The organism is Fontisubflavum oceani (assembly GCF_030407165.1).
GTDB classification, from domain to species: domain Bacteria; phylum Pseudomonadota; class Alphaproteobacteria; order Rhodobacterales; family Rhodobacteraceae; genus Rhodophyticola; species Rhodophyticola oceani.
Window position 1 is genome coordinate 397,246 of sequence record NZ_CP129111.1, and the last position, 22,122, is coordinate 419,367.

A 22,122-nucleotide genomic window follows, 5' to 3' on the forward strand; every position below is an offset into this window, starting at 1 on the left:
GGGCGCGTCTAACCTGCGCTGCATGCTGCGCTTTATTCTCAGCCGGTTTATCTCTCTTGGCCTCAGCTTGGCTGCGGCCAGCTTGGTGATCTTTCTGGTGATCGAAGTCATTCCCGGCGATCCCGCGGCCTTCATGTTGGGACTGAACGCGACCGAAGCCAATGTGGCGGCTTTGCGAGAAGAGCTAGGCTTGGGCGGCACATTGGCGGAGCGCTATTGGGGCTGGGTCAGCGGCATGCTGACCGGCGATTTCGGGACGTCTTATACCTATCGCGTACCGGTCTCAGAACTGATCTTGGATCGGCTCTGGGTATCCCTCCCGCTGGCCGGATACGCCTTGGCCCTCTCAACGCTCCTGGCCTTTCCCATCGGATTGATCGCAGCCTCCCGGCGCGGGACCGTCGCCGACTATGGCATTATGGGCGGAACGCAACTCGGCATCGCTGTACCGAATTTCTGGTTCGCGATGCTGCTCGTTTTGGTCTTTGCGGTGAACTTGCAATGGTTCTCAGCAGGCGGCTTTCCCGGCTGGCAAGATCCAATGGCCGCGATCAAAGCGCTGACCTTGCCTGCAATTGCCTTGGCCCTGCCGCAAGCCTCGATCTTGGCGCGCGTCATGCGCTCGGCGCTTTTGGACACGTTGGGCCAAGATTACATCCGTACGGCCCGCGCGAAAGGGCTCTCGCGGCGGCAAGCGGTGCTGCGCCATGCGCTCCGCAATGCGTTGATCCCAGTCCTGACCATTATCGGGCTGCAATTCTCGTTCCTGCTGGCCGGGGCGATCATCATCGAGAATGTGTTCTTCCTACCTGGGCTGGGTCGGTTGATCTTCCAAGGCATCACCCAACGCGATCTGGTCGTCGTTGAAAGTGTCACCATGCTTCTGGTCTTCGCCGTGATCCTGGTCACGTTTCTGGTGGACATCGCCTATGCCGCCGTTGATCCGAGGTTGCGCCGAACATGAGCCGCGTACCTGCCTCCTTGATCTTTGGCGCAGCGGTGTCAGCCGTGTTTCTGCTCGCGGCCTTGGTCAGCTTCCTCTGGGTTCCGCATGATGTGACCAATCTGCTCATCGCCAACCGGCTACAACCCGCGGGCGGCGCATTTGTGTTGGGCACGGACCAATTCGGTCGGGACATCCTTTCGATGCTCATGGTCGGCGCCCGCACCTCGATCGCGGTCGCGCTGGTCGCTGTTGGCATCGGCATTGTGCTTGGTGTCCCGCTTGGCCTCGCCGCCGCTGCAACGCGCGGCAGCCTCTTGGATGAGGTCATCATGCGCAGCAATGACCTGATCTTTGCCTTCCCCAGCCTTGTGATCGCGATCCTGATCACGGCGGTGTTCGGCCCCTCGGCGCTCAACGCAATCCTAGCCATCGGCATTTTCAACATCCCCGTCTTCGCCCGGGTCGCACGCGGCGGCGCACTGTCGCTCTGGACTCTTGATTACATCCTTGCGGCGCGGACTGCCGGCAAGGGCAAGCTCAGGATCAGCGCCGAACATATTCTACCCAACATCGCCAATCTGTTGATCGTGCAGGCGACGATCCAGTTTTCGCTCGGTATCTTGGCCGAGGCCGCGCTCTCCTATGTCGGCCTGGGCGCGCAGCCGCCGACGCCATCTTGGGGGCGCATGTTGGCTGAAGCACAGACGATGATCTACACCCACCCGATGTTGGCCGTGCTCCCCGGTCTGGCGATTGTCCTGATGGTGTTGGGGTTGAACCTCATGGGGGACGGCTTGCGCGACTTGCTTGATCCGCGATTGAGAATGGCGCGCGGATGATCGAGATTGAACGCCTCAACCTTACGATCCATGGCACGCCCATCCTGTCGGACGTGTCGCTGCAAATCGGCAAGGGCGAGATTTTCGGCCTCGTGGGCGAAAGCGGCTCCGGAAAATCGATGACCGCCCTGGGGCTGATGCAACTTTTGCCGGATGGCGCAGAACTCGGGGGCAAGCGCGCCTGGATGAAATCGACCTTTTGACCCAATCCGAAGCTCAAATGTGTGCCCTGCGCGGCAATGAGTTGAGCATGATCTTCCAAGAGCCGATGACTGCCCTGAACCCGGTGCAGACCATTGGCGATCAGGTGGCCGAGACGCTTCTAATCCACCAGGCCGCGAAACCATCGGAGGCGCGACGCATTGCGCGGGACCGGCTAGACCGCGTCGGGCTCTCTCATATCGGGATGGACAGCTACCCTCATGAACTCTCGGGCGGGCAACGGCAGCGGGTCTGCATCGCCGCGGCGATCACTTCACCCCCGGCTTCTGATCGCCGATGAACCCACAACGGCACTGGATGTGACGACGCAGGCCCAAATCCTCGATCTCTTGAAAGAGCTGGTCGCGGAAGAGGACATGTCACTCCTGCTGATCACCCATGATCTGGCGGTCGTGGCTGATATGGCCGACCGGATCGCGGTGATGCAAACCGGTCAGATTGTGGAGCAAGGACCAACGGCCGACGTGCTGCGGGAGCAACGGCATCCCTATACGCGCGCGCTTTTCGAGGCATCGTCGCACCAGCCAGAACGGCAGGATCAGGCCGCACCCGAGCCGCTTTTGCACGTGCGGGATGTGGTGCGAACATACCCAGGGCGGCGCAACGGACTCATTCAGCGCGGCGCACCCGTGCGCGCCGTGGATGGCGTGAGTTTCGACCTCCATGCGGGGGAAAGCCTCGGGCTGGTGGGCGAAAGCGGCTGCGGGAAGTCCACGCTGACCCGCGCGATCCTGGGTTTGGAGCCAGTGCAAGGTGGGGCCATCACTGCCTTTGGCAAAGAGGTCGGCCCCGAGATGCCAAACGCGCTGCGCTCTGGCATTCAGGTGGTGTTTCAGGATCCCTATGGCAGCTTCAATCCGCGCTGGCGGGTGGAGCGATTGGTGGCCGAACCCTTCCATTTGATGCCGACGCCGCCAAGCGGGGCCGAGCGGCGGGATCGCGTCGCCGAGGCGCTCAGCGCGGTGCAGCTTTCCCCCGATGACATGACGAAATATCCGCATGAGTTTTCCGGTGGGCAACGGCAACGGATCGCAATTGCCCGCGCCTTGATCACCCATCCCGATATCATTGTGCTGGATGAGGCGGTCTCGGCCCTCGATGTCTCGGTCCGGGCGCGGATACTCGACCTGTTGGCCGACCTTCAGGAACGGCTGAAGCTGAGCTACCTTTTCATCAGCCACGATCTGACCGTGGTCCGCGCGATCACCGATCGGGTATTGGTGATGCAAGCCGGAAAAATCGTGGAAGAGGGCGACACCGAAACCGTGTTCAGCGCGCCCCGCCACTCCTATACCCAGAAGCTATTGGCCGCCGCGCCAGCGCTCGACATCGCAAAGGAGACGCCTCGTGACGCTTTGGTTTGACCCCGCAAAGGTGTTTATCGGGGGCGCCTGGCGCAGCCCCGCCAATGGTGGGACCTTGCCGGTTGAAGACCCCTCAACGGGTGAGACCATCGGCCAAATCGCACGCGGCACTAAGGCCGATATCGACGCCGCAGTCGACGCCGCCCAAGCCGCACTCGACGGCGAATGGGGCCGCATGCCTGCCTTTGAACGGGGCCGTATTCTAGCCCGCCTTGGCGCTCTGGTGCAGGAAAAAACCGAGGCGCTAGCGGCAATGGAGGCGCAAGATGTCGGCAAACCGCTGACCCAGGCCCGAAATGATGCCGTCGCCCTGGCACGCTATATGGAATTCTACGCCGGCGCCGCCGACAAGGTGATGGGTCAGACGATCCCGTTTCAGGATGGGTTCACCGTCTATAGTTTGCGCGAACCGCATGGCGTCACCGGCCATATCGTGCCGTGGAACTATCCGATGCAAATCATCGGCCGCTCGGTTGGCGCGGCGCTGGCCATGGGCAATGCCTGCGTCTTAAAGCCAGCGGAAGAAGCGTGTTTGACAGCGTTGGCTTTCGCCGATTTGGCCCATCAAGCAGGACTCCCAAAGGGTGCCCTCAATGTCGTACCTGGTCTGGGCGCCGAAGCAGGCGCGGCACTGTCGGCCCATCCCGGTGTGCAGCATATCTCCTTCACCGGGTCGGTCGGCACCGGTCGGTTGATCCAAGCGGCTGCGGCGGAAAACGTCGTGCCCGTCACATTGGAGCTGGGTGGCAAATCTCCGCAACTGGTCTTTGCCGACGCCGATCTGGACCGCGCCCTGCCGTTCCTGGTCAACGCGGGCATTCAGAACGCCGGGCAGACCTGTTCGGCGTCATCGCGCATTTTGGTGGAAGAACCGCTCTATGACGAGGTCTGCGCCCGAATGGCCGCCGCCTATCAAGCGCTCACCGTCGGACCCGCCAGCGTGGATTTGCACGTCGGCCCGTTGATCTCAGAGCGTCAGAAAGAGATCGTGCAATCCTATCTGGCCCGGGCAGAACCCAGCCAGATTCTGGCCCAAGGCAGCGTCGCAGAAGACGCCCCCGCAAGTGGTCATTACCTGCGGCCGACCCTCCTCACCGGCCTCGAGCCGGATCATCCTCTGGCGCAGGAAGAGATCTTTGGCCCGGTTCAGGTTATCCTGCCCTTCCGAGACGAAGACCACGCTATCGAGATCGCGAATGGCACGGATTACGGTCTGGTCGCCTCGGTCTGGTCCGCCGATGGCGGGCGGCAGATGCGGCTGGCAAAGCAACTCCGCGCGGGCCAAGTTTTCTTGAACAACTATGGGGCCGCAGGCGGCGTCGAGCTGCCCTTTGGCGGGGTCGGCAAATCCGGCCATGGTCGCGAGAAGGGCTTCGAGGCGCTGTATGGGTTTTCCACGTTGAAGACCGTGGCGGCGTGGCATGGGTGAGGGATGGAGATGAGTATGAGGCTTGAGGGCAAAACCGCGATTGTAACGGGCGCTGGCTCCGGCTTTGGGGCCGGTATCGCGCAAGCTTTCGCACGTGAAGGGGCCGCGGTCATGGTGGCCGATATCAATGCCAAAGCGGCGGAGAGCGTCGCCTCGCAGATCAGCGGGATCGCCCAGGTTGTGGATGTCTCCGACGGCGCATCGGTCGCTGCGATGTCCAAGGCCGCGATGGACGCTTGGGGGCAGATCGACATCCTGGTGAACAATGCGGGAGTCACCCATCTGCCGACCCCTTTGGAGGATGTCAGCGAGGCGGATTTCGACCGGGTTTTGGCGGTGAATGCGAAATCGGTCTATCTGACCGCGCGCGAGATCGTTCCGGTGATGAAACAGGCCGGAAAGGGGGCGATCTTAAACATTGCCTCAACCGCTGGCGTCTCGCCCCGCCCCCGGCTCAACTGGTACAATGCATCCAAAGGCTGGATGATCACCGCGACCAAAGCCATGGCCGTGGAACTGGCGCCCTCAGGCATTCGGGTGAACGCCCTGAACCCGGTCGCGGGGGAAACGCCGCTTCTGAAAAGTTTCATGGGCGAGGACACGCCCGAAATCCGCGCGAAGTTCCTGGCGACGATCCCGCTTGGTCGGTTTTCAACGCCAGACGACATGGGCAATGCCGCGCTCTATCTCTGCTCGGATGAGGCCAGCATGATCACCGGCGTGGCAATGGAAGTGGATGGCGGGCGCTGCATCTGAATCGCTGCAAAACCGGAGAGACCTTGATGCAACCTGGAGCCAAGAACCTAATCACGGATGTGCCTGGCCTGCGCGTCGGCAACGCACAGGATGACGGCATCAAGACCGGCACCACGGTGTTGGTCGGCGAGGCTCCGTTCACCGCGGCGGTGCATGTGATGGGCGGCGCGCCTGGGACGCGGGAGACTGATCTGCTCGCTCCGGACAAGACGGTGCAAGAGGTGGACGCGCTGGTGCTCTCCGGCGGCTCGGCCTTTGGGTTGGATGCAGCCTCGGGCGTGGCCGATGCGCTTCGGGCGCAAGGCCGCGGCTTCCCCGTCGGCGATCAACGGGTGCCGATTGTGCCCGGTGCGATCCTCTTCGATCTGATCAATGGCGGGAACAAAGACTGGCCCGAGAACCCCTATAAGCGTCTTGGCGCGGAAGCGCTCTCTGCCGCGTCACACGACTTCGAACTGGGCAGTGTTGGCGCGGGCACAGGCGCTTTGATCGCAGATCTCAAAGGCGGGCTTGGCTCCGCCTCCTTGCAGCTTGGCCCCTATACGGTTGGCGCTTTGGTTGCGGTCAACGCGCTTGGCCGGGTGACAGTTGGCGAAGGGCGGCAGTTCTGGGCCGCACCGTTTGAGTTTGATGCGGAGTTCGGCGGATTGGGCCAAGCCCGGAGTTTTGATCCCGCCGCTCCCGCACCGATCAAAGGCGGTGGTCAGGCGACGACAATCGCGATTGTCGCCACCAACGCCGCCCTGACCCAAGCGCAGGCCACACGCATGGCGGTGGCCGCCCATGACGGGATGGCTCGCGCGATCTACCCCAGCCACACGCCGATGGATGGCGATCTCGTCTTTACCGCCGCCACCGGTGCGCAACCCCTAGAAGAAGCAGAGGCCGATCTGCTGCGCTTGGGCCATGCCGCAGCACTCTGTTTGTCACGCGCGATCGCGCGGGGCGTCTATCACGCCCGCCCGACGCCGGGCGATGTGATGCCGTGCTGGTCCGACAAGTTCGGCACCTGACCCGCAAAAGCAAAGGCCCCGGCAATCTGCCAGGGCCTCTGCATATCAAATTCGGTCAGCGTCGCTTAGTGCAGCTTCGCCTCGACATCCGCAATCGCGCTGTCGATCAGTTTGTTGGCCTGCGCCGCGGTGGTCTGCGCCGCGATCACTTGCGCCGCTGCGGCAATCGCCACTTCCACGGCCCGATCCCGTACATCGCGAACAGCCGACTGCTCGGCGCTGGCGATTTGCTCCTCTGCTGCTTGCAGGCGGCGCGTGATCGAGGCTTTCAGATCCTCTTTCGCCTGTTCCGCAGCCGCCGCCGCATCTTCACGCGCGGCTGCCACGATCCGCTCCGATTGCTCGGCCACTTCCCGTTGCTTGCGCTCGTAAGACGCCAGAATCGTCTGCGCTTCTTCACGCAGGGCACGGGCCTCATCAATATCGGCTTTGATCTGCTCGGCGCGTTTGTCCAACAACCCGCCCAACAGGGACGGCACGTTGAAATAGAACAGGATCGCGAGGAACAGCAGGAAGCCGATCAGCACCACGAAGTCGGTGTTGAAAAGCGAGGTGAACCCATAGCCGCCATATTCGTCAGCAGCCAAGGCAGGACCGGCCAGAAGGGCCGTCATGAGAGTCACAAGACGCATCATTGGGTGTCTCCTCTCATCCGCTCGGCAACCGCCGCTTCAACAGCGGATGCGTCCGCCGCACCCGAAGACAGAGCCCCGACGATCTCAACCGCCGTGTCGCGCGCCACTTCTTCAACGCTTTGCAGCGCACCGGCACGGATTTCACCGATCCGGGCTTCACTTTCGCTGGCCTTCGCGGCGATCTCGGCATCCGCATGCGCGGTCGCCTCATCCAACTCGGCCTGGATCTCGGCGCGCGTTGCGGCGATGATCTCTTGCGCCTCGGCGCGGGCATCGGCGAGCGCCTTGTTATAAGCCTCTTCCGCTTCGGTGGCCTGGCGTTTCAGGTCCTCGGCGGCGGCCAAATCATTGGTAATGGTTCCCTGCCTCTCGGCCAGAACCGCACTGATCCGGGGCAGCGCGATGCGCGACAGGACCAGGTAAATCACGACAAGCGTGACCACGAGCCAGAAGATCTGGTTCGGGAAAGTCGAAAAATCGAGCTGTGGCATGCCGGGCGCGGCGTCAGCAGCTCCGTGCGCTTCGTCGGCCATCTTATCCTCCTGGAACCGGGATTACACCGGGCCACCCGCCATTGCGGATGACCCGGGCGTAAGGAAGGTTCGGGTGGCTTAGACGGCGAACATCAGCAGCAGAGCGACGAGGAATGCGAAGATCCCGAGCGCTTCTGCGAATGCGATGCCGATGAAGAGCGTCGCGGTCTGACCAGCGGCAGCCGACGGATTGCGCAGCGCGCCCGCCAGGAAGTTACCGGCCACGTGGCCCACACCGATAGCAGCGGCGCCCGAACCGATCGCGGCCAGACCTGCACCGATGAATTGACCCATGTTTGCGATATCGCCTTCCATATTCGTTTCTCCTTACGTTGGAATTGGCTGAGATTTCTGAACCCTGACCCGACCCGCGTTAGTGATGCGGGTGAAGCGCGTCTTTCAGATAGACGCAGGTCAGAATGGTGAACACATAGGCTTGGATCGCGCTGACAAGCACCTCCAGCCCGTAGATTGCAACAACGCCGATGATCGGCGCCACGGCGCCAGCGCCAAGCGCACCGGCGAACCCGGCGAACACTTTCAAAACCGCGTGGCCCGCCATGACGTTGCCGGCCAGACGAATGGAGTGGCTCACAGGGCGCACGAAGTAGGAAATCAACTCGATCACAGCGAGGATCGGGCGCAGCACCAGCGGCGCGGATGAGACCCAGAACAGGCTCAAGAACCCGGCACCGTTTTTGATGAAACCCAAAAGCGTCACGGTGATGAAGACAGCGGCGGCCATTACGGCGGTCACCGCAATATGCGAGGTCGAGGTGAAGCTGCCGGGGATCAGGCCTAGGAAGTTCGCGCAAAGGATGAAGAGGAACAGCGTGAAGATATATGGGAAATACGGCAGCGCGTCCTTACCCGCCACATCTTCGACCATCTTCCGCACAAAGCCATAAGCCAGCTCCGCGATCGACTGCGCCCGGCTTGGGATCACGGCACGCCCGCGGGTGCCGACCACCATCAGCAGGACAACCGCCAAGATCGCCAGACCCATCCAGACCGTCGTATTGCTCACCGTGTACCAATGCACGGTGTCGCCGCCAAAGAAGGGCGCGACGATGAACTGATCCATCGGGTGGATCGAAAGACCACTCTCATAGTCGTCCATCAGGCCGAGGATAAACAGAACCGCAGCCACCGCGATCAGACCATAGGCGATGATCTTACCCGACCCGCCAGAAGCTGGTTTGGTTTCTGCCGATGCGTTCGTATCCGCTGCCACGTCTTATTCCCCTTTGTCTTTCGCCTCTGCCCCGCGCTGCATTTCCTGCGCCGAGCGGATCATCGTCTTCACCCCGGCGATGAAGCCGAGAAGCGTAAACACCACCATCAGCCAAGGTTGGGTGCCCAAGAGAACGTCCAACCCGTAGCCGATGCCAAATCCGATCCCGAGACCGGCCACCAACTCTATCACCATCCGCCAGGCCATCTGCGCCTGAGAATAGTGTTCCTCCATATGGGGCTTCGGCTCCTGCGTGCCTTTTGCTTTGGCCAGCCGCTCCTCGAGTGCCTTGAGGCGGTCGGGATCAGGTTGGTCAGGCATCGGCAGGACACCCCTTTGAGGTTCGGGCGGAAGCTAGGCCGCGCAGGGATCAGAGTCAACGCGCGAAAGGCGCTCTCACGCAGCCCATAAGCCATTGATATTATTTTATATAATCTCCATGCGACAAAGGCGACCCCTCACACAGCAACCAAGACCATATTCAACCAAATGGTTGACGATTGGGCCTTGCCTGCGTTTAAGCGACGTCATGTCTGACCGTCTCGACACCACATTCGCCGCGCTGGCCGATCCAACCCGGCGGCAGATTCTATCGATGCTGTTGGAAGACGATATGGCGGTGACGGACGTGGCCGAGCCTTTTGAGATGTCGCTTGCGGCGATTTCCAAACATCTGACGATCCTGACCCGCGCGGGCCTGATCACGCAGGAGAAGCGCGGTCGGGTAAAGTGGTGCAAGCTCGACCCTGACGCGATGAAAGATGCCTCCGTCTGGATGCAAGGGTTCGGACAGTTCGAGCCGGTGAACCTGGATGCGTTTGAAGCCTTTCTGGAGCGCGAATTGGGCAATGATTGAACGCAGGCGACAGAATCCGCGTCTTATGTAAGACTGATCTGAGACCTGAAAGGATGCCCATGCGCGCGCTCATTCCCGCCATCCTCGCCGCCACTTTGGCCAGCCCGGCACTTACCCAAACCTGTGAAGGCCCCGTAGGTCCGATCGAAACATGTGTGGTCGGCGCTTGGGTTGGCTCCAGCACGATCCCCGAGGCGATGGAACGGATGTTACGCTCCATGCCCAACAATGTGCGCGCCAATTTCAGTGATTTCGGGCGCCCCGTCGCAATGATCATCTATGAAGACGGGTTTTTCGAGACCTTCCCGATGGGCGCAGATGGCAATGCGGTCTTCCAGGATGAGCATGGGCATGTGACGCATATGGAGATGAATGCGCAGACCATCAGCAGCGCCGGTTACCTCTCCGCAATGGGCGGCACGCTCGACATCTGCCACCTGCCGGGTGGTGAAGGCGGTCTGACGGGGCAGATGACGGTGACATCCGAGGGCGGGAGCGCGACCGCGCCCCTTGCCCCGCCGCCCGGCCCGCAAACCTTCAATCCGGTGATCACCTATACCTGTGCGGGCGATAGCCTGCAGCAGATGGTGGCGCTGCCCGCACCGCTTGGCACGATCATCTATGATCTAACCCGGGTGCCGCTCTCGGCCTTCCCCGAAGAGATGCGCGCCCGGGTGCGAGAGTTACCGGCCGAGTAACGGTTCATCCGGCCTTCTTCAAACACGCGCGGATGAATTTCGCCGCAGATCGGTAATGGCTGGGCCCGCTTGCCTCGGCATAGCGTCCCGTCGTCCAGCCCGACGTGGTGGGAAACGGCCCGCCATAAAGGCTCTCATCCGTGCCTGCTTCCATGAAAGCCAGCAACCTTTCATGTTCCCGCGCCAGCCAGCCCCTGGCCTCGTCCCAAGACAGATCGGCATAGCGCTCGCGGAGGTCAGCGTTGTAGGGCTTGAGCTGGTTCCATTTCACGCCTTCATCGGGCATATGCACCGGCCCGCCGGCCGCAGCCTGATCGATCCATTTGAAGAACAGCCCGCTCCAATGGGCGCGATGGCAAATCACATCCTTGATCGACGTGTCGTCCTCAAACTTCCGCTCCGCCAAACCGGCGGGGATATCGGCGATCAATCTCTCAAGCTTGGCGTAGTCTTTGACAGTGACGGCGATCAGCGCATCGCGGGTGGTTGCTGCAGGCATCGCAAAGCCCTCCTTTCAACCGCAAGTTTAATGGCAGATTGCGCGCGCCTTTCCTTGACCCACGTCAAGCGGTGGCGTCGTCTTTCAAGAGCATCAGCAAAGCCATGACCGTCAACGCGATGCCGCCCAGCACCAAAACCGGTGGCACCGGCTGACCAAGTGCGATCTCCCACAGGATCACCCAGCTTGGCGTTAGATAGGTGTAGGCCATGACCTTCGCGGCTGGCAGGCGTAGGGTGGCGAATTGCACGAGGAAGAAAGACAGCGCGCTGGCGAACACCGCAACATAGATCAATGTGATCCAAACTAAGGGGCGCAGGCCGCTCCAATCAGTCGCCACAACATCACGCCAACCCCAAATCAAGACAAGCGCCGAACAGGCCACCAAAGTGCCGAAGGTGAAGACCAAGACCGGCTCACCACGGTTCAAGAGCCGCACGGCGGGTGTATAGGCCGCGTGACACACACAGCCCCAGAAATAGATCCACTCGCCCCGCCCGATCTCAAACGCCCATAGGGCCGAGAGATCGGCGCGAAAGATCACCCAAAGTGCCCCAGCCGCGCCGATGCTGAGCGCCAGAGCGATGCGCGGCGTCGTAATTTGGCGCAACATGAGCCATCCAAACCCGGCCGCCATCACCGGGGTCAGCGTGAAGACCGCCGCCGCCGAGACCGGCGGCGCGGTTTTCAACCCTTCAAACATGGTCACGAAATAGATTGCAAAGAGTCCGCCCAGGATCAGATACCGCCACGGCGCGACGGCGACGGTTCGAAACCCACCGCCCCGCGCCGCGATCACAGCCCCGATCACCGCCGCAGCCAGCGCAAATCGGACCCCGTTCAATGCTGTTGGCGCAATCTCATTTGCAATCTGTCCGCCAAGCGAGAAGGATCCGGCAACCAAAGCCGAAAACGCCAGCATCGCCAAATGCCCTTGCCTTGCGGCGGAAAGTGCATGTGGCAAGGGCTACTCCACCGGCCAGGTTTTCACCTCTTCCTTCAAAAACCGCAGGAAGGTTTGAACCTTGGCGGTCCGGTGCAGATCCATATGGGTCACCAGCCAGAGCTTGGCCGACCATTCCTCCAAGGGCGGCAGCATGTCGACCAAATCCTCAACACCATCACGATCCCAGCCCGGCAGAAACCCGATGCCGATCCCGGCCATCACCGCATCTTTCACCGCCCGCATCTCGCTGGTGCGGAAATAGATGCTCTCATCGGGCACCATCTGCGTCATCCAGCGCAGAAAAGGTGCGCGCGGCGTGTCGACGACCGAGCCGATAAACCGATGCTGATCCAGATTTGTATCGTCGAGCATCCCGTATTTTTCGACATAGGCCTTATGCGCCATGAGCCGGATCGTCTGGGTGAAAAACGGCTGCACGATGTTGTCAGGCTGGTCCGGCAGCGTGCCCGCCCGGATCGCCACATGCGCCTCGCCATATTCCAAACGGAACAGGCGGCTATCGGTGACAAGACGGACGCGGAGTTCGGGGTGCTCCTCCTGAAACTTGCCGATTGCCGGGATGAAAAGCGGCGAGAGCGACTCCAGCGAGGTCACGATCAACTCGCCCGTCACTTCATCTCCCCGGCCCTTGATCCGCCCGGCAAGCTGCGAGAATTGATCGTCGGCCCCGGCAGCGACTTGCAGCAGGTCTTGCCCGGCCTCCGTCGCGGTATACCCGCGCGCGTGGCGCTGGAACAGCTTTGCGCCGAGGCGACCTTCCAGCGCATCGATATGGCGGATCACCGTCGCATGGTGGACACCCAAGACTTCCGCCGCACCGCTCACCGTACCCATCCGCGCAACTTGATACGCGGTGCGAATCTCATCCCAATGGTCAAAGGACATATCTGTGCACTCCCACACATAAGAACATATATTTGGGCATATTGTGTTCATTCTCGCAAGGGCCAAATTTCTTCCCACCACGATATCCCATTTCCGAGAGGACCCGACACCATGACCCATTCCATTCTCCGCATCGATGCATCCGCCCGCCGCGACGGCTCGGTGTCGCGCGATTTATCCGATCGAATTATCGCCCGGTTCGCAGAGGCCAATGTCACCGCACGCGATCTCGCCGAGGGCCTGCCCCTGATTGATGAGGATTGGGTCGGCGCGAACTTCACACCCGCTAAGCAGCGGACGGACGCGCAGAAGGCTAAGCTCGCCCTCTCAGATACGCTGATTGAGGAGATCAAAGCTGCCGATACGCTGATCATTGGTCTGCCAATCTACAACTTCGGTGTGCCCGCAGCTTTGAAAGCCTGGGTCGATCTGGTCGCCCGTGCTGGCGTGACCTTCCAATATACAGAACAAGGCCCGAAAGGCCTGCTTGAGGGCAAACGCGCCGTTGTGGCCGTGGCCTCCGGCGGCACCGAAGCCGGTAGCGCGATCGACTTCGCAACGGGCTATATCCGCCATGTGCTGGGTTTCATCGGCATTCATGATGTGGAATTTGTCACCGCCGACCGGCTGATGGTCGATGCCGATGCCTCTATGCAGGCAGCCCTAGCACAGCTCGACGCGCTGCAAATCGCGGCCTGACACCCAACGAATTGCGTTTTAGACCAACAGTGATAGGCTTCCCACCATGTGGAAGCCTATTCTCGCGTCATGCCTCTGCCTGTTCCCAGGCCTTGCGCTGGCGCAATCCTGTTCTCTGGATTTCACAATCGAGATCACCCAGGGCGTGGGTGAAATTCGCCCCGGCACGCTTTTGAACGGGTCTGCCGAATACACCACCGTCGGACAGAGCTTCCGCCAAGAAGGCGGCTCGACCGCGCATTTGGCCTCGGGCGAGATGGTGTTGGGCGACAGTATCTCGGGCCCGATTTGGACCTTGATCACTACCTCACGTGGCAATGCCGCCGATTTGGTCGGCGTTTATGCGCATCACGTGGAAGGGTTGAGCGTGGCGGGTGTGTCTTTCGACGGCCCGATGGCGCTGACGCTGTTTGGGCCGCCCGGCTCGCGCGAGAACGTTGCCCCGCCCCAGACACAAGAAGACTGGGACCGGATGGACCTGCGCCGGGCCTTCTCACTTCATGCCAGTGGCGCCGATATGCTGGCGGGGGATGTCACGATGCTGACGGTGCAGTGCACTTGACTCCACCTACCGCGCGCGCGTAAACGCCCATCCAACATATCCGGACGCATCAACGCTCCGGTCCTGGGTGTTTCAGGATCGCCCCCCGTCAGCGAGGTTTCGCCCACGGGGGCCTTGGTGCATTCGATCCTGTCCCTTACCTGAGAAGGGACAATCGCAGTTGAGAAGAAGGGGCCCGCGCCCATGTTTGAAAATCTCTCCGAACGCCTGTCTGGCGTCTTCGACCGCCTCACCAAACAGGGCGCTTTGTCGGAGGATGACGTCCGCACAGCGATGCGTGAGGTGCGTGTTGCACTGCTTGAGGCCGATGTCTCGCTGCCCGTCGCCCGCGCCTTCATCAAATCGGTTGAGAAAAAGGCAACTGGGGCGGCCGTTACGAAATCGGTTACGCCTGGTCAGCAGGTCATTAAAATCGTCCATGATGAGCTGATCGCGACCCTGACCGGTGAAGGTGACCCTGGCGCGCTGAAGATCGACAACCCGCCCGCTCCGGTCCTGATGGTCGGTCTGCAGGGTTCTGGTAAAACCACCACCACCGCGAAACTCGCTAAGCGCTTGAAAGAGCGCGAGGGCAAGAAGGTGCTGATGGCCTCGCTCGACACCAACCGCCCGGCGGCGATGGAGCAGCTTGCGATCCTCGGCGGACAGATTGGTGTCGATACCCTACCCATCGTGAAAGGTGAGGACCCGGTTGCCATCGCAAAGCGCGCCAAGACGCAGGCAAGCCTTGGTGGCTATGACGTCTATATGCTCGACACCGCGGGCCGGTTGCATATCGATCAGGAACTGATCGCCCAAGCCGCCGCTGTCCGCGATGTCGCCAACCCACGCGAAACGCTTTTGGTTGTGGATGGCCTGACCGGCCAAGACGCCGTGAATGTCGCACAGGAGTTTGACGAGAAGATCGGCGTCTCCGGCGTGGTTCTGACCCGGATGGACGGCGACGGGCGCGGCGGCGCGGCGCTCTCGATGCGGGCGGTCACCGGCAAACCGATCCGCTTTGTCGGCCTTGGCGAGAAGATGGACGCCATCGAGACCTTCGAACCTGAGCGGATCGCGGGCCGGATTCTTGGCATGGGCGACATCGTCGCCTTGGTCGAGAAAGCACAGGAAAGCTCGAGGCCGAACAGGCCGAGCGGATGATGAAGCGCTTCCAAAAGGGTCAGTTCAACATGAACGACCTGCGCTCCCAACTCGACCAGATGCTGAAAATGGGCGGCATGGAAGGCATGATGTCGATGATGCCCGGCATGGCGAAGATGCAGAAGCAACTCGACGATGCCGGCATGGATGACAAGGTGATCCGCCGTCAAATCGCCCTGATCGACTCGATGACCAAACGCGAACGGGCCAATCCGGGCCTTCTGCAAGCCTCCCGCAAGAAACGCATCGCCGCGGGTGCGGGACAGGATGTGAGCGATCTCAACAAGCTTCTGAAGATGCACCGGCAGATGTCGGACGCGATGAAGAAACTCGGCAAGATGGGCAAGAAGGGCCTGATGCGGGGTGGTCTTGGCGCGCTTATGGGGAAGGGTGCACCGCAAGCTCTCAAAGACATGGACCCGGCCAATATGGACCCTAAAGCACTCGAAGCCGCTGCAAAGCAGTTGGGCCAACCCGGCGGGTTGCCGGGCCTCGGCGGCGGCGCAGCGCTGCCTCCTGGTCTCAGCGGGTTCGGCAAGAAGAAGTAAGATGATGCAGTCCACCTCTCTCCAGACCGAGCGATTGCTGCTCCGCGCCCCGACGGCGGCGGATACGCAAGCCATGCTCGATTTTCTGGGGTCGAAACGGGCGGAGTTCTATGGCGGGCCGATGACGGTGTTTGCGGCCTGGCACAAGTTTGCAGCCTATGTCGGGCAATGGGCGCTGCGCGGCTATGGTCTTTATGCGATCAGGCTGAAAGACACCGGCGAGACAGTTGGGATGGCTGGCCCCTATCACCCCGAAAGCTTCGCCGAACCTGAGATGTCGTGGCTTCTGACCGAGGCACGCCATGAGGGCAAAGGCTACGCCTACGAAGCCTGCCACGCCATTCTGGCCGAGCTGTTCAAACGTCAGGGCTGGACCCGTCTGGTCAGCTTCATCGACACCAAGAACGCCGCCTCTCGGGCGCTGGCGCTTCGTCTGGGCGCAACCCTCGACCCCGAGACCGAAAGCCCGTTCCCGGGCTGCGACAGCTATCGCCACGATGCCAAACGTTGGTCAGGAGCAGTTGCATGACTGTCGCGCTCTCGAACCTGCCCATGCTGGAAACCGAGCGGTTGATCCTCCGCGCGCCCCGCGCGTCGGATTTCCCTGCACTAGCACCCTTTATCATGTCTGATCGGTCCAAATATGTCGGCGGCGGCGCGGACAAGGACGAAACCCATGCGTGGCGGGTTCTCGCGATACTGACCGGCCACTGGCCGCTGAGGGGTTTCGGCACATTTGTGTTGGAAGACCGCAAGACCGGCGCGCCGATTGGCTCGGCTGGCCCGTGGTATCCTGCGGGCTGGCCCGAAAGAGAATTGGGCTGGACCATTTGGACCGAAGAGGCTGAGGGCAAGGGTTTTGCTTATGAAGCGGTGCTCGAGCTGCGGCGTCATACGTATGAAGACCTCGGCTGGACCACCGCCGTCAGCTATATCGACCCTAAGAACACCCGCTCCATCGCACTGGCCGAACGGCTTGGCTGCGCGCTCGACCCCGACGCCGCTGGCCCAGATCCAGACGAGCCACTTCTTGTCTATCGTCATCCGTCGCCGGAGGCGCTGGCATGACTATTCCCACCGTGACCACCGAACGCCTCATACTGCGCGCGCCGCAACTGTCGGATTTCGACGCCTATGCCGATTTCCGGGGTTCGGATCGGGCGGCCTTCGTCGGCGGTCCCAACACACCCGGACAAGCCTGGCAACAACTCTGCGCCTTAACCGGCCAGTGGCAGCTCCGAGGCTATGGCCGCTGGATGATTGCGGACAAGGACACCGACGAACCTTTGGGCGTAACCGGGCTGCACCATCCCCTAGAATGGCCCGAAGCGGAAGTCGCCTGGTCACTATTCGCGGCGGGCGAAGGACGCGGCATCGCCTATGAAGCGGCGCTGGCCGTGCGCGCCTATGCCTATGAGACGCTTGGCTGGTCCACAGTGATCAGCTGCGTGGACAGCAAAAATGCCCGCTCTCTGGCGCTGGCGAAACGCTTGGGCTGCACACAAGATGGGCAATTCACCCACGAGGTCTTTGGGACAATGGACGTCTGGCGCCACCCATCGCGCGAGGCCTTGGCATGACACAGACCCTTGTCACAAATCGGCTGACGCTTCGTCGCCCGGCGGCGCAAGATGCAGAGGCCACGACGGCGTTCTACATGTCCGAACGTTCGAATATGGCAGGCGGTCATGTTCCGCGCCCGGCTGCATGGCGGCATTTTGCGTCGACGCTCGGCCATTGGGAGGTTCGGGGGTACGGGTTGTGGGCCGTCACGCGGCGCGGTGAAGATGCAATCATCGGCCTTGTCGGACCCTATTTTCCTGACGGCTGGCCAGAAACCGAACTCGGGTGGCTGATGTTCGATGGGTCGGAAGGCGCGGGCTATGCATTCGAGGCGGCTGAGGCGGCCCGCATCCACTGCTATGACACGCTCGGCTGGACAACTGCGGTCAGCTATATCGCGCCAGGGAATACGCGCTCCATCGCCCTGGCCGAACGGCTTGGCTGCACGCTGGATGAAACAGCGATCGAACCCAAACCCGGCACCCTTGTCTATCGCCACCCTGCCCCATCGGAGATTGCCGTATGAGTGACGCCACCACCCGCGCCGCCGCGCTTCTGAAAGAGCACCGCGAGAGCATCGACCGGCTCGACGCGATCCTCGTCTACACGCTTGGCGAGCGGTTTAAACACACCCAAGCGGTTGGCAAACTGAAAGCCGATCACGACCTTCCCCCGTCCGACCCCGCGCGCGAAGCCGCGCAGATCGGGCGGCTTGAAGACCTGGCGCGCCGCGCCGACCTGGACCCGGAATTCGCTAAGAATTTCCTCAACTTCATCATCGCTGAAGTCATTCAGCACCACAAGAAACACCAAGAATAACAGGCATCTGCCTGTCCACGCCATCAAAGGAGATCAACCCATGGCTATGAAAATCCGGCTCGCCCGTGGCGGTTCGAAAAAACGTCCCTTCTATCGCATTGTGGCCGCTGACAGCCGCATGCCGCGCGACGGGCGCTATATCGAGAAACTCGGCACCTATAACCCGCTCTTGCCGAAAGACAGCGAAGAACGCGTGAAAATGGATATGGAGCGTGTGCAGCATTGGCTGAACGAAGGCGCACAGCCCACCGACCGCGTGTCGCGCTTCCTCGAAGCGGCTGGCGTTCTGGAGAAAAAAGAGCGCGCCAATCTGAAAAAGGGCGAGCCCGGCAAGAAAGCTGTTGAGCGCGCTGAGGAGAAGGCCAGCAAAGCGGCCGCCGCAGCGGAAGCCCCTGTTGAAGAAGAAGCGCCGGCAGAAGAAGCCGCCGTTGAAGAAGCACCCGCTGAGGACGCAGCAACCCAAGAGGCCAGCTGATCTCAGAATCGGTGGGCTGCTTGATCGTCAGTGGCCCACCTGCACAACCTTGACCCGGGTGTTGCCCAATGTTTCGCCTGATCCGTCTTGTCGTCTTCATGATCCTCGCCTTCGTGGCGGGCATGATCTTTGAACGGACGCATCAACAAGGGCTGTGTGACCAATCTGGCGGGCAATGGATGCGCGCCGGATTCTGCGCGGAGGGGTAAAGATGAGTGATCGGATTTGCGTCGGCGCGATCACCGGCTCATTCGGGGTGAAAGGCGAAGCGCGGGTGAAATCCTTCTGCGCCGAGCCAGACGCGATAGGCGATTATGGCCCCCTCAGCACGGAGGATGGTAGCCGCAACTTTACGTTGAAGATCACCCGAGCTGTCAAAAACGGTTTTGCCGCGCGGCTCTCTGGCGTCACGACCAAGGAACAAGCCGACGCGTTGAAAGGCACGCGGCTCTATGCGCCGCGCGACGCCCTGCCTGCCCTGCCGGATGATGAATTCTATCACACCGACCTAATCGGCATCGCCGTTGTCGACACTGGTGGGCAAGATCGTGGCCGGGTGCATGCGGTGCATAATCACGGCGCTTCCGACCTGCTCGAAGTTCGTGCGAAGGGGCAGAAGAACACGGTCTTGGTGCCGTTCACGCAAGAGGTTGTGCCGACGGTGGACCTCTCTGCCAAACGGATCGTCGTGGACCCGCCCGAGGGACTCTTCGATGGCGGATAAACCCAAATCCCATGGGCGTCTGTCGATCTCTGCCAGCCTCACCCCGCGCGATTTGATGACCCCAACGCCGCGCCTCAAAGGCGCCTGGACCGCGAAAATCGTCACGCTCTTCCCCGAGGCCTTTCCCGGCGTTTTGGGTCAGTCTCTGACTGGCAAGGCATTGCAGGAGGGGCTTTGGGCGCTAGAAACCATTGATCTCCGCCCGTTTGGCGCGGGCAAGCACCGCAATGTCGATGACACTCCTGCGGGCGGTGGTGCCGGATTGGTGATGCGCCCCGATGTTCTGGGCCGCGCCCTCGATCAAGCCGCCAATGGCACGCCGGACGACGCGACCCGCTGGCCGCGTGTCTACCTGTCGCCGCGCGGGAAACCCTTTACGCAGGCCGATGCGGCGCGCTTTTCAGAAGCTGAGGGCATGACGCTGCTCTGCGGTCGCTTCGAAGGGATCGATCAACGGGTGATCGACCATTTTGCGCTGGAAGAAATCTCGATCGGGGATTTTGTGCTCACCGGGGGTGAGATCGCGGCTCAGGCGCTGGTCGATGCCACCGTGCGGCTGATCCCGAATGTGTTGGGCAATCAAGCCTCCACCGAAGAAGAGAGCTTTTCCGACGGGCTGCTGGAGCATCCACAATACACAAAACCCGCAACTTGGCGCGGTCACGATGTCCCAGAGGTGTTGATGTCCGGGCACCATCAGCGCATTGCGGAGTGGCGCCGCGCCGAGGCGGAGCGACTGACCCAAGAGCGACGCCCTGATCTCTGGGCCCGGCGGCAACAGGATGGCGAGGGTTAGGGTTTTAAGAAGCTCTGGCCCGAGGATGCCTCAGCCCCGAATTGAGCCTTGATCGTAAGGGCGATCAGACATATACACCGCCCGTTCCGGTCGGGATTTCCGACTCACGGAACCGGTTTGTTATTGGCGATGACTTTCTTGGGCGGCTTTCTTCGGCTTCTCCCTTTGGTCAAACCCTGATGACACGTTGACGACAGTAAAGCTGACCTGATCTCTGGCGGGCGCATCTGCGGACCCGGAAGAAGACCAAGAGCTCTGAGGCGCACACACATTCGCGGGCAAACCGTGATCATATATGGAGAGTTGCGATGGACCTGATCGCACAGATCGAGGCGGAACAAGTTGCCGCCCTCGGGGCCAAAATCCCCGATTTCAAAGCCGGCGACACCATTCGTGTCGGCTACAAAGTGACCGAGGGCACCCGCTCTCGCGTTCAGAATTACGAAGGCGTCTGCATCGCCCGCAAAAACGGCGACGGCATTGCTGGCTCCTTCACCGTCCGCAAGATCAGCTTTGGCGAAGGTGTGGAGCGTGTGTTCCCGCTGCATTCGACCAATATCGATAGCATCACCGTGGTGCGTCGCGGTCGTGTCCGTCGTGCGAAGCTGTACTATCTGCGCTCGCGCCGTGGCAAATCGGCCCGGATCGCCGAAGTCACCAACTACAAGCCCAAATCTGGCGCTGAAGCGTAAGGAGCGGCGAGATGAAAAAAGACATCCATCCCGAATATCACGTCATCGACGTCAAAATGACGAACGGCGATATCGTGCAGATGAAATCCACATGGGGCGCCGAAGGCGACACCCTGGCGTTGGACATCGACCCGACCGTTCACCCTGCCTGGACCGGCGGCAACTCCCGCCTGATGGACACCGGTGGCCGCGTGTCGAAGTTCAAGAAGAAATACGAAGGCCTGGGATTCTAAAACCCACGCCTTGGAGACTGAGAAACGCCACCCCGGATTGGGGTGGCGTTTTTCGTTTTACGGGGTGAAGGGGGTTGTGCGGACAAAGCGCCCTTTCGCTGCGTGCGCCGCTTGCTGATTTCGCAAAAGGACTAGCGAGCCTTGACTTTTCTGATGGCTAATGTCCTTTGACCTGTAATCCCTTTGGGATCTTACCGACATTCCAACATATGTGGCCCGCAACCGTCTCGGGTGCGGCGAGAGAGTGATCATGACCGTAGAATCCGCAATGGCCTTTGTTGCAGCGTTGCTGTTGTGGGTCCTCATCCCCGGACCCGCGATCCTAATGGTGGTCGGACGCTCGCTCTCAAGCGGATTTCGCTCCACGCTCAGCCTGATAGGCGGCATTCTGTTGGGGGATTTGTTCTACATGTCTCTGGTCTTCCTTGGGTTGGCTGCTCTAGGACAAATTCTTGGCGAGTTCTTCGTCGTCGTCCGCGTTGTCGCGGCGATCTATCTGATTTACTTAGGCATCTCGCTTTGGAGGAAAGACCCCGGGAAGCCACTTGCGTCAGGTGCCGCCTCAGGCGACGCACTCAAAAGCTTCCTGACAGGGTTCGGCATAACCCTTGGCAATCCGAAGGCGATCTTGTTTCATTTAGGCTTTCTTCCGACCTTCTTCGATCTTCCAACCCTGTCGATGGTTGAAGTCTTCGCGATCATGGGGATATTCGTTGCTGTATTGGGTTCGGCATTTGCCGCCTACGCATTCAGCGCGAGCAAGGCGGGCACGTTTTTCAAAAACCCCTCACGAATGCGCATCTTGAACCGGGCATCCGGCACGCTGCTTATCGGAGCCGGTGCGGTGGTTCTGGCTAAGCGGAGTTAGTCAGGTCAGGCCCCAACAAACCGGCGGCTCACCTAGTTACCACATTCTAGATGACAACGAGGGTTCAGTTCCGCGATCCGTAAGATCGCGCCTCTACACGCCAAATTATCACGCCAATCAAGAT

The 22,122-nt window shown here is 61.1% G+C and carries 29 protein-coding genes and 2 pseudogenes; 23 read left to right on the plus strand and 8 right to left on the minus strand.

Annotated features, from left to right (window positions below; translation table 11 throughout):
• The first annotated feature begins 22 nt into the window (after positions 1 to 22).
• The 6 genes and pseudogenes from QTA57_RS02050 to QTA57_RS02075 all read left to right on the plus strand — a co-directional run bounded on the left by QTA57_RS02050 (position 23) and on the right by QTA57_RS02075 (position 6,569).
• Positions 23 to 964, plus strand: a complete 942-nt coding sequence (locus tag QTA57_RS02050; RefSeq protein ID WP_290153334.1) for an ABC transporter permease — start codon at positions 23 to 25, stop codon at positions 962 to 964.
• Complete coding sequence (locus tag QTA57_RS02055) at positions 961 to 1,785, plus strand: ABC transporter permease (RefSeq protein ID WP_290153335.1); 825 nt, start codon at positions 961 to 963, stop codon at positions 1,783 to 1,785. Before QTA57_RS02050 ends, QTA57_RS02055 begins: the two co-directional genes overlap by 4 nt.
• Positions 1,782 to 3,371, plus strand: a pseudogene (locus QTA57_RS02060) (ABC transporter ATP-binding protein). The gene QTA57_RS02055 and the pseudogene QTA57_RS02060 overlap by 4 nt, the downstream one beginning before the upstream one ends.
• Complete coding sequence (locus QTA57_RS02065; RefSeq protein WP_290153336.1) at positions 3,355 to 4,800, plus strand: aldehyde dehydrogenase family protein; 1,446 nt, start codon at positions 3,355 to 3,357, stop codon at positions 4,798 to 4,800. Before QTA57_RS02060 ends, QTA57_RS02065 begins: the two are co-directional and overlap by 17 nt.
• A gap of 15 nt (positions 4,801 to 4,815) precedes the next feature.
• Positions 4,816 to 5,556: an SDR family oxidoreductase gene (locus QTA57_RS02070; protein WP_290153337.1), complete on the plus strand. Its 741-nt coding sequence runs from the start codon at positions 4,816 to 4,818 to the stop codon at positions 5,554 to 5,556.
• 26 nt (positions 5,557 to 5,582) lie between these two features.
• Positions 5,583 to 6,569, plus strand: coding sequence for a P1 family peptidase (locus QTA57_RS02075; protein ID WP_290153338.1), 987 nt, complete (start codon positions 5,583 to 5,585; stop codon positions 6,567 to 6,569).
• Between the two features lie 65 nt (positions 6,570 to 6,634).
• On the opposite strand, the gene QTA57_RS02080 is transcribed toward QTA57_RS02075, so the two are convergent.
• The 5 genes from QTA57_RS02080 to QTA57_RS02100 form a co-directional block, all read right to left on the minus strand.
• Positions 6,635 to 7,201, minus strand: coding sequence for a F0F1 ATP synthase subunit B (locus tag QTA57_RS02080; RefSeq protein WP_290155013.1), 567 nt, complete (start codon positions 7,199 to 7,201; stop codon positions 6,635 to 6,637).
• Positions 7,201 to 7,737 (minus strand): F0F1 ATP synthase subunit B', encoded by a 537-nt coding sequence (locus QTA57_RS02085; protein ID WP_290153339.1) that lies wholly within the window; start codon positions 7,735 to 7,737, stop codon positions 7,201 to 7,203. The genes QTA57_RS02080 and QTA57_RS02085 overlap by 1 nt, the downstream gene beginning before the upstream one ends.
• Positions 7,738 to 7,815: 78 nt before the next feature.
• On the minus strand, positions 7,816 to 8,052 hold the full coding sequence (locus QTA57_RS02090; RefSeq protein ID WP_018302205.1) for a F0F1 ATP synthase subunit C: 237 nt from the start codon (positions 8,050 to 8,052) through the stop codon (positions 7,816 to 7,818).
• Positions 8,053 to 8,110: 58 nt separating this feature from the next.
• A complete protein-coding gene (locus QTA57_RS02095) occupies positions 8,111 to 8,857 on the minus strand; it encodes a F0F1 ATP synthase subunit A (protein ID WP_145217321.1) in 747 nt (248 codons plus the stop codon).
• Between the two features lie 117 nt (positions 8,858 to 8,974).
• Complete coding sequence (locus QTA57_RS02100) at positions 8,975 to 9,292, minus strand: AtpZ/AtpI family protein (RefSeq protein WP_171557433.1); 318 nt, start codon at positions 9,290 to 9,292, stop codon at positions 8,975 to 8,977.
• Between the two features lie 208 nt (positions 9,293 to 9,500).
• Between QTA57_RS02100 and QTA57_RS02105 the strand changes: the two genes are divergently transcribed.
• On the plus strand, positions 9,501 to 9,827 hold the full coding sequence (locus QTA57_RS02105; protein ID WP_145212190.1) for an ArsR/SmtB family transcription factor: 327 nt from the start codon (positions 9,501 to 9,503) through the stop codon (positions 9,825 to 9,827).
• Positions 9,828 to 9,886: 59 nt separating this feature from the next.
• Positions 9,887 to 10,525 (plus strand): hypothetical protein, encoded by a 639-nt coding sequence (locus QTA57_RS02110; RefSeq protein WP_290153340.1) that lies wholly within the window; start codon positions 9,887 to 9,889, stop codon positions 10,523 to 10,525.
• A 4-nt stretch (positions 10,526 to 10,529) separates the two neighbouring features.
• Here QTA57_RS02110 and QTA57_RS02115 read toward each other — a convergent pair whose 3' ends face one another.
• The 3 genes from QTA57_RS02115 to QTA57_RS02125 form a co-directional block, all read right to left on the minus strand.
• Positions 10,530 to 11,024: a ClbS/DfsB family four-helix bundle protein gene (locus tag QTA57_RS02115; protein ID WP_290153341.1), complete on the minus strand. Its 495-nt coding sequence runs from the start codon at positions 11,022 to 11,024 to the stop codon at positions 10,530 to 10,532.
• Positions 11,025 to 11,088: 64 nt separating this feature from the next.
• Positions 11,089 to 11,946: a DMT family transporter gene (locus tag QTA57_RS02120; RefSeq protein ID WP_290155015.1), complete on the minus strand. Its 858-nt coding sequence runs from the start codon at positions 11,944 to 11,946 to the stop codon at positions 11,089 to 11,091.
• A 45-nt stretch (positions 11,947 to 11,991) separates the two neighbouring features.
• The gene (locus tag QTA57_RS02125) at positions 11,992 to 12,876 is read right to left on the minus strand and encodes a LysR family transcriptional regulator (RefSeq protein WP_171557426.1); all 885 of its coding nucleotides are present in this window, start codon (positions 12,874 to 12,876) and stop codon (positions 11,992 to 11,994) included.
• Between the two features lie 111 nt (positions 12,877 to 12,987).
• Here QTA57_RS02125 and QTA57_RS02130 point away from each other — a divergent pair, with 111 nt between their 5' ends.
• The 15 genes and pseudogenes from QTA57_RS02130 (at position 12,988) to QTA57_RS02200 (ending at position 21,998) form a co-directional block, all read left to right on the plus strand.
• Positions 12,988 to 13,575, plus strand: a complete 588-nt coding sequence (locus QTA57_RS02130; RefSeq protein ID WP_290153342.1) for an FMN-dependent NADH-azoreductase — start codon at positions 12,988 to 12,990, stop codon at positions 13,573 to 13,575.
• A 46-nt stretch (positions 13,576 to 13,621) separates the two neighbouring features.
• Positions 13,622 to 14,137 (plus strand): hypothetical protein, encoded by a 516-nt coding sequence (locus QTA57_RS02135; protein WP_290153343.1) that lies wholly within the window; start codon positions 13,622 to 13,624, stop codon positions 14,135 to 14,137.
• A 183-nt stretch (positions 14,138 to 14,320) separates the two neighbouring features.
• Positions 14,321 to 15,828 (plus strand): annotated as a pseudogene (gene ffh, locus QTA57_RS02140) (signal recognition particle protein).
• A 1-nt stretch (position 15,829) separates the two neighbouring features.
• A complete protein-coding gene (locus QTA57_RS02145) occupies positions 15,830 to 16,357 on the plus strand; it encodes a GNAT family N-acetyltransferase (RefSeq protein WP_290153344.1) in 528 nt (175 codons plus the stop codon).
• The gene (locus QTA57_RS02150) at positions 16,354 to 16,896 is read left to right on the plus strand and encodes a GNAT family N-acetyltransferase (RefSeq protein ID WP_290153345.1); all 543 of its coding nucleotides are present in this window, start codon (positions 16,354 to 16,356) and stop codon (positions 16,894 to 16,896) included. The genes QTA57_RS02145 and QTA57_RS02150 overlap by 4 nt, the downstream gene beginning before the upstream one ends.
• Positions 16,893 to 17,408: a GNAT family N-acetyltransferase gene (locus tag QTA57_RS02155; protein WP_290153346.1), complete on the plus strand. Its 516-nt coding sequence runs from the start codon at positions 16,893 to 16,895 to the stop codon at positions 17,406 to 17,408. The genes QTA57_RS02150 and QTA57_RS02155 overlap by 4 nt, the downstream gene beginning before the upstream one ends.
• Complete coding sequence (locus QTA57_RS02160; protein WP_290153347.1) at positions 17,405 to 17,917, plus strand: GNAT family N-acetyltransferase; 513 nt, start codon at positions 17,405 to 17,407, stop codon at positions 17,915 to 17,917. Before QTA57_RS02155 ends, QTA57_RS02160 begins: the two co-directional genes overlap by 4 nt.
• Complete coding sequence (locus QTA57_RS02165; RefSeq protein ID WP_145212227.1) at positions 17,914 to 18,210, plus strand: chorismate mutase; 297 nt, start codon at positions 17,914 to 17,916, stop codon at positions 18,208 to 18,210. Before QTA57_RS02160 ends, QTA57_RS02165 begins: the two co-directional genes overlap by 4 nt.
• Before the next feature lie 40 nt (positions 18,211 to 18,250).
• Positions 18,251 to 18,685: a 30S ribosomal protein S16 gene (gene rpsP / locus QTA57_RS02170; RefSeq protein WP_290153348.1), complete on the plus strand. Its 435-nt coding sequence runs from the start codon at positions 18,251 to 18,253 to the stop codon at positions 18,683 to 18,685.
• A 68-nt stretch (positions 18,686 to 18,753) separates the two neighbouring features.
• The gene (locus tag QTA57_RS02175) at positions 18,754 to 18,894 is read left to right on the plus strand and encodes a hypothetical protein (protein WP_171557407.1); all 141 of its coding nucleotides are present in this window, start codon (positions 18,754 to 18,756) and stop codon (positions 18,892 to 18,894) included.
• Positions 18,895 to 18,896: 2 nt separating this feature from the next.
• Positions 18,897 to 19,409: a ribosome maturation factor RimM gene (gene rimM / locus QTA57_RS02180; protein ID WP_290153349.1), complete on the plus strand. Its 513-nt coding sequence runs from the start codon at positions 18,897 to 18,899 to the stop codon at positions 19,407 to 19,409.
• Positions 19,399 to 20,205 (plus strand): tRNA (guanosine(37)-N1)-methyltransferase TrmD, encoded by an 807-nt coding sequence (gene trmD, locus QTA57_RS02185; RefSeq protein WP_290153350.1) that lies wholly within the window; start codon positions 19,399 to 19,401, stop codon positions 20,203 to 20,205. Before rimM ends, trmD begins: the two co-directional genes overlap by 11 nt.
• A gap of 308 nt (positions 20,206 to 20,513) precedes the next feature.
• A complete protein-coding gene (gene rplS / locus QTA57_RS02190; protein ID WP_171557402.1) occupies positions 20,514 to 20,897 on the plus strand; it encodes a 50S ribosomal protein L19 in 384 nt (127 codons plus the stop codon).
• Between the two features lie 11 nt (positions 20,898 to 20,908).
• Entirely contained in the window at positions 20,909 to 21,130 is a 222-nt protein-coding gene (rpmE, locus tag QTA57_RS02195) for a 50S ribosomal protein L31 (protein WP_145212243.1), read from the plus strand.
• Between the two features lie 250 nt (positions 21,131 to 21,380).
• Positions 21,381 to 21,998 (plus strand): LysE family translocator, encoded by a 618-nt coding sequence (locus QTA57_RS02200; protein ID WP_290153351.1) that lies wholly within the window; start codon positions 21,381 to 21,383, stop codon positions 21,996 to 21,998.
• Positions 21,999 to 22,122: the final 124 nt, after the last annotated feature.

Excerpts from the sequence above, each read along its gene's own strand:
- QTA57_RS02050 (WP_290153334.1), top strand. The coding sequence starts at position 23 with ATGCTGCGCTTTATTCTCAGCCGGTTTATCTCTCTTGGCCTCAGCTTG.
- QTA57_RS02055 (WP_290153335.1), top strand. The coding sequence starts at position 961 with ATGAGCCGCGTACCTGCCTCCTTGATCTTTGGCGCAGCGGTGTCAGCC.
- QTA57_RS02070 (WP_290153337.1), top strand. The coding sequence starts at position 4,816 with ATGAGGCTTGAGGGCAAAACCGCGATTGTAACGGGCGCTGGCTCCGGC.
- QTA57_RS02075 (WP_290153338.1), top strand. The coding sequence starts at position 5,583 with ATGCAACCTGGAGCCAAGAACCTAATCACGGATGTGCCTGGCCTGCGC.
- QTA57_RS02080 (WP_290155013.1), bottom strand. The coding sequence starts at position 7,201 with ATGCGTCTTGTGACTCTCATGACGGCCCTTCTGGCCGGTCCTGCCTTG.
- QTA57_RS02085 (WP_290153339.1), bottom strand. The coding sequence starts at position 7,737 with ATGGCCGACGAAGCGCACGGAGCTGCTGACGCCGCGCCCGGCATGCCA.
- QTA57_RS02090 (WP_018302205.1), bottom strand. The coding sequence starts at position 8,052 with ATGGAAGGCGATATCGCAAACATGGGTCAATTCATCGGTGCAGGTCTG.
- QTA57_RS02095 (WP_145217321.1), bottom strand. The coding sequence starts at position 8,857 with ATGGACGACTATGAGAGTGGTCTTTCGATCCACCCGATGGATCAGTTC.
- QTA57_RS02100 (WP_171557433.1), bottom strand. The coding sequence starts at position 9,292 with ATGCCTGACCAACCTGATCCCGACCGCCTCAAGGCACTCGAGGAGCGG.
- QTA57_RS02105 (WP_145212190.1), top strand. The coding sequence starts at position 9,501 with ATGTCTGACCGTCTCGACACCACATTCGCCGCGCTGGCCGATCCAACC.
- QTA57_RS02110 (WP_290153340.1), top strand. The coding sequence starts at position 9,887 with ATGCGCGCGCTCATTCCCGCCATCCTCGCCGCCACTTTGGCCAGCCCG.
- QTA57_RS02115 (WP_290153341.1), bottom strand. The coding sequence starts at position 11,024 with ATGCCTGCAGCAACCACCCGCGATGCGCTGATCGCCGTCACTGTCAAA.
- QTA57_RS02120 (WP_290155015.1), bottom strand. The coding sequence starts at position 11,946 with ATGCTGGCGTTTTCGGCTTTGGTTGCCGGATCCTTCTCGCTTGGCGGA.
- QTA57_RS02125 (WP_171557426.1), bottom strand. The coding sequence starts at position 12,876 with ATGTCCTTTGACCATTGGGATGAGATTCGCACCGCGTATCAAGTTGCG.
- QTA57_RS02130 (WP_290153342.1), top strand. The coding sequence starts at position 12,988 with ATGACCCATTCCATTCTCCGCATCGATGCATCCGCCCGCCGCGACGGC.
- QTA57_RS02135 (WP_290153343.1), top strand. The coding sequence starts at position 13,622 with ATGTGGAAGCCTATTCTCGCGTCATGCCTCTGCCTGTTCCCAGGCCTT.
- QTA57_RS02145 (WP_290153344.1), top strand. The coding sequence starts at position 15,830 with ATGATGCAGTCCACCTCTCTCCAGACCGAGCGATTGCTGCTCCGCGCC.
- QTA57_RS02150 (WP_290153345.1), top strand. The coding sequence starts at position 16,354 with ATGACTGTCGCGCTCTCGAACCTGCCCATGCTGGAAACCGAGCGGTTG.
- QTA57_RS02155 (WP_290153346.1), top strand. The coding sequence starts at position 16,893 with ATGACTATTCCCACCGTGACCACCGAACGCCTCATACTGCGCGCGCCG.
- QTA57_RS02160 (WP_290153347.1), top strand. The coding sequence starts at position 17,405 with ATGACACAGACCCTTGTCACAAATCGGCTGACGCTTCGTCGCCCGGCG.
- QTA57_RS02165 (WP_145212227.1), top strand. The coding sequence starts at position 17,914 with ATGAGTGACGCCACCACCCGCGCCGCCGCGCTTCTGAAAGAGCACCGC.
- rpsP (WP_290153348.1), top strand. The coding sequence starts at position 18,251 with ATGGCTATGAAAATCCGGCTCGCCCGTGGCGGTTCGAAAAAACGTCCC.
- QTA57_RS02175 (WP_171557407.1), top strand. The coding sequence starts at position 18,754 with ATGTTTCGCCTGATCCGTCTTGTCGTCTTCATGATCCTCGCCTTCGTG.
- rimM (WP_290153349.1), top strand. The coding sequence starts at position 18,897 with ATGAGTGATCGGATTTGCGTCGGCGCGATCACCGGCTCATTCGGGGTG.
- trmD (WP_290153350.1), top strand. The coding sequence starts at position 19,399 with ATGGCGGATAAACCCAAATCCCATGGGCGTCTGTCGATCTCTGCCAGC.
- rplS (WP_171557402.1), top strand. The coding sequence starts at position 20,514 with ATGGACCTGATCGCACAGATCGAGGCGGAACAAGTTGCCGCCCTCGGG.
- rpmE (WP_145212243.1), top strand. The coding sequence starts at position 20,909 with ATGAAAAAAGACATCCATCCCGAATATCACGTCATCGACGTCAAAATG.
- QTA57_RS02200 (WP_290153351.1), top strand. The coding sequence starts at position 21,381 with ATGACCGTAGAATCCGCAATGGCCTTTGTTGCAGCGTTGCTGTTGTGG.